The organism is Roseobacter sp., from assembly GCF_024639605.1.
Classification (GTDB): domain Bacteria; phylum Pseudomonadota; class Alphaproteobacteria; order Rhodobacterales; family Rhodobacteraceae; genus Roseobacter.
Genome location: NZ_JAHEHZ010000232.1, coordinates 1 through 3,729 on the forward strand (window position 1 = coordinate 1; position 3,729 = coordinate 3,729).

The following is a 3,729-nucleotide window of genomic DNA, read 5'->3' on the forward strand; positions in this document are numbered from 1 at the left end:
CTCCGGGCCGGAGTGCACTGCAGTCCGGCCCCTGGCGTCAATCGCAAGCACCTGCCTGTACTGTGGAAAATCGGTCTCCGCAATGACGCGGGACACTGCCTCAGCGGCGCTCAGCCCGGCCGCCATCAGATCCAGTGTCTCAGGGCCCAGGCGCGGATCGGTTACGTTCTGGGTTGCCACGGCACCAATGCCGGCGCGGGTATAGACGCACCGCGCCGCAACGGCGGGCGAAGAAGAGGCAATCGCCATCCCGAACATGCCGGTCCCGGCACAACGCGCAACCAGCGAAAAAGTCATTCCGGGATCACCGCGGTCGCGTCAATTTCCACAAGCCACTCCGGACGGGCCAGCGCCTGAACCACCAGCCCGGTAGAGACCGGATGCACCCCTTTGATGTATTCGCCCATGGTGCGATAGACGGCCTCGCGGTGGCGCACATCGGTGATGTAGACCACCAGTTTCACCAGATGTTCCATTTCGCCGCCGGCCTCTTCGATCAGCTGGCGGATGTTCTGCATCACCTTGTGGGTCTGTTCGGCCGGATCGTGGCTGTCGATGCTGCGCGCGTCTTCAAGGTTCTGCGGACACTGGCCGCGCATCCAGACGGTGCTGCCACCGCGGGTCACCACAGCATGACAGAGGTCATTGTCGAGCGCCTGCTCAGGATAGGTCTCGCGGGTGTTGAACGGGCGGATCCGGCGGTGGGTCATTGCCCGCCGCCCTCTGCCGCCGCGGCGATGCGCCCGTAGATGTACTTCGCAAAATCGTAGTTCGGGCGTTCCAGATGTGACAGGGGCCCGGGCCGTGCGGATGCGGAGCAAAGCCCGCGGTACACTTTTTCAGTACAGCCCCTGTCTTCTTCGTTCACCCGCTTAAGAAGATCTCTGAGCTGATCCAGCTGGGCTCTGGCATCGGGGTCGTTAATGAACTCCGGCGACATGCCTCCGCCATGGCTGATCTGCACCTGGCCGGGACCCTTCGGATGCAGCGACAGATACCAGAAATAGCCGGGCGTCAGAGTGATCATCAGACCGGGGTAAATCGCGATCAGATAGGTCATGCGCCGCCGTTCGCCGGTCAGCCGGGTGTTCTCAGGATGCGCCAGCGCGATCTTCAGCGTGTCGTCTTTGAGGATCGTGTGGTAGTTGAACGCGGCCTCTCCGGGCGGGCAGACCATCTCCTCCAGCTTCGAAAGCCCGCCGATGGTACCCGCGTGACAGACCGGCAGGTGATAGCTTTCCATGAAGTTCTCAGCCAGCACCTTCCAGTTGGTGTCCCACAGATGGGTTTCTGTAAAAGTCTCGGTATATTCGGCCATTCCGAAATCGCCGATCATCCCGTTGAGCGTCGCAAGTTGTCCCGCGACAGGCGGTGCGTCACAATTAAGCGTGACGAAAATCCAGCCCTGCCATTCTTCGCAGCGGATCTCCGGCAGGGTATTTTCAGATTTACAAAAACCGGTGTTCTGCTCCATTGCCGGGGCGCCGCGCAGGCTGCCGTCGAGGTTATAGGTCCAGGCATGATAGGGGCAGACGATGCGACGCACTGTGCCGCGCCCTTCGAGCAGCGTGGACATCCTGTGGCGGCAGACATTGGCCATCGCGCGCAAAGCCCCCTCGCCATCACGCAGCACGATGACCGGCTGATTTGCCAGATCCAGCGTCAGATAATCCCCAGCGCCGGGCAGCGATGAGGCGCGTCCGGCACAGAACCAGTCCTGCGCAAATATGTCCTCGATTTCGCGCTGCAGAAAGGCCTCGCTGGTGTAGACCGAGGGCGGCATCGCCCGCGCGGCATCAAAGGGCCGGGAGACGTTCTCGCGCAGTTCATCAACGGCATCTTTCATCAGGCCACTCCTGTCTGGTTTGCGACAGCGCAGTACACGCGTCAGATCACACAAAACCCGCCGCTGCACCGGTGGTTACTGTCTGAACTACTCGGCAAAGAATCAAGCTCTCTGTGTCGGTGAGGCGGTTCATGACCGGCTCTTTCAGTGTCCCGGGCGCGCCGCCGGTGCCTGCCCGCAAATTTCCAGAGCGTATGCCGGCGGGTGACGCGCTCCGACCGCCCCGGCAGGGAAAGCTGCGCATATCCGCAGGGCTGGTCATCTGCGCCACATCACACCCCGTGAACGCCACATCCAGCATGTCAGCAGTGCCGAGCGGGTACCAGGGGTCCGGCACACAGTCCTGCCCCCAGCCCACGTTGATGCCCATTGCCAGCATTTCGCGCACCCGCGTCAGGTCGCGCCCTTTGGGGAATGTGTCATGCCGGCCCTGAAGCACGATATTGATCAGCGGGTTCGGGATGACGTTGATCTCAGCTTCAGCAATCAGCGGCAACAGCTTTGATACACAGCAGTTGTCCATCGAATGCGTCGGGATCAGGTGCGAGCCGGCGAGCAGGCCCTGCAGCCCCGGGCGCTGCGTCTCAAAGGCCAGCGTTTCAATGTGGCGCGAGTTCGGATCATCTGTTTCATCGCAGTGCGTCCCGACCTGCAGACCGCGTGCCGCCGCAATCGCTCAAAGCTTTGAGACCGACGCCGCCCCGTCCGCCTTAGTGCGTTCAAAATGCGGAATGCCGCCGACGATATCAACGCTCATATCCAGCGCGCGGATCGTATTCGCACGGGCCGTCGGGTCACCGGACAAGCCGCCCTGGGGGAAGACCACAAGGTGCAGATCGATGCATTCACGCACCTTCTCGCGGACTTCGAGAAGTGCTGACACCCCCGGCAACCGGTCGTCGCAGGTGTCCACATGGCTGCGGATCGCCAGCAGCCCCATTGAAGCCGCCCGGTGGCAATACTCAAGCGCGCGCCCGACGACCTCGTCCTGGGTCATTACCTCTTTGAGTTCTCCCCATAAACCGATGCCTTCCAGCAGCGTGCCCGGGGCATTGAAGCGCGGCGTGCCACAGGAGAGCGTCGCATCCATGTGAAAATGCGGATCGGCAAAAAGCCGGGCTGACCAGATCAAGCGCTTCCTGCGGGACACTGCCCTCGAACGTACCCGGCGGTGCGAGCGTTGTACCGCGTCCTACATAAGGGCACAGTCGCCGTAATCTGCGGCCGTGAGTGTGCCCGCCTGTACTTCGGCAATGGCCTTATCGAGCGTCGGCTCGAAGTGCCGGATAGCAGAGGCCACAACGGTTTCCGGATAATCCGCCCGAGTGTCGATCACGTTTCCGATGGCCAGAATGCCCTTGTCCTGTGCGGCATCAGACACACCGAAGCGCTCATCGTACAGAATGTCCGCGCCGTTCCCGATCATCGCAAAGGCGGTTTCTTTGGCTTTGGGCGGATCAAAGCAGCTGCCGATGAAGCTGACCTGGAAAGTTATGTCGGGCTTCATCTCACGCGCGTCCGCCATAAAGGCATGCATCAGACGGTTCGCTTACGGGACAGGGAAACCGCCGACTATGCCGATATGACCACTTTCCGTCATGAATCTGGAAATAATACCGAAGTGTCAGGAGGCATCCTGATTGTAGTTATTAAATATGGCAAAGTCCGGCGGGGCCGGGTCTTTTTTAAAGCCCGGCCACATCAGAAAGGCGACTTCCCGGTTTTCTGCGGTCAATTCGCGCGCTTCCTGTTCGGCGCCGAATACCTTGCCGATGACCAGCGCATTTCCGGCTTCAGCATATTCGCTTAGCACTCGCGCATAGTCTGTGTTTGAGACGTTCCCGGAGAAGGAACAGTCAATGTCGCCCCGCTCCTGTACGGTG

General features: G+C 61.0%; 3 protein-coding genes and 2 pseudogenes. All 5 read right to left on the reverse strand.

Annotated elements, in window-relative coordinates; translation table 11 throughout:
- A partial coding sequence (locus Q0M35_RS17995) for a DUF1028 domain-containing protein (RefSeq protein ID WP_295317631.1) occupies positions 1 to 297 on the reverse strand: 297 nt, incomplete at its 3' end.
- The gene (locus Q0M35_RS18000) at positions 294 to 710 is read right to left on the reverse strand and encodes a RidA family protein (protein ID WP_295317632.1); all 417 of its coding nucleotides are present in this window, start codon (positions 708 to 710) and stop codon (positions 294 to 296) included. The genes Q0M35_RS18000 and Q0M35_RS17995, both read right to left, overlap by 4 nt.
- The gene (locus Q0M35_RS18005) at positions 707 to 1,846 is read right to left on the reverse strand and encodes an SRPBCC family protein (RefSeq protein WP_295317633.1); all 1,140 of its coding nucleotides are present in this window, start codon (positions 1,844 to 1,846) and stop codon (positions 707 to 709) included. Before Q0M35_RS18005 ends, Q0M35_RS18000 begins: the two co-directional genes overlap by 4 nt.
- 241 nt (positions 1,847 to 2,087) lie before the next feature.
- Positions 2,088 to 2,976: pseudogene (locus tag Q0M35_RS18010) on the reverse strand (cytosine deaminase); the annotation flags it as partial.
- Positions 2,965 to 3,729, reverse strand: a pseudogene (locus tag Q0M35_RS18015) (BMP family protein); the annotation flags it as partial. The pseudogenes Q0M35_RS18015 and Q0M35_RS18010, both read right to left, overlap by 12 nt.

What these genes read in the sequence shown, in the direction of transcription:
- Q0M35_RS18000 (WP_295317632.1), bottom strand. Translation starts at nt 710, where the DNA reads ATGACCCACCGCCGGATCCGCCCGTTCAACACCCGCGAGACCTATCCT.
- Q0M35_RS18005 (WP_295317633.1), bottom strand. Translation starts at nt 1,846, where the DNA reads ATGAAAGATGCCGTTGATGAACTGCGCGAGAACGTCTCCCGGCCCTTT.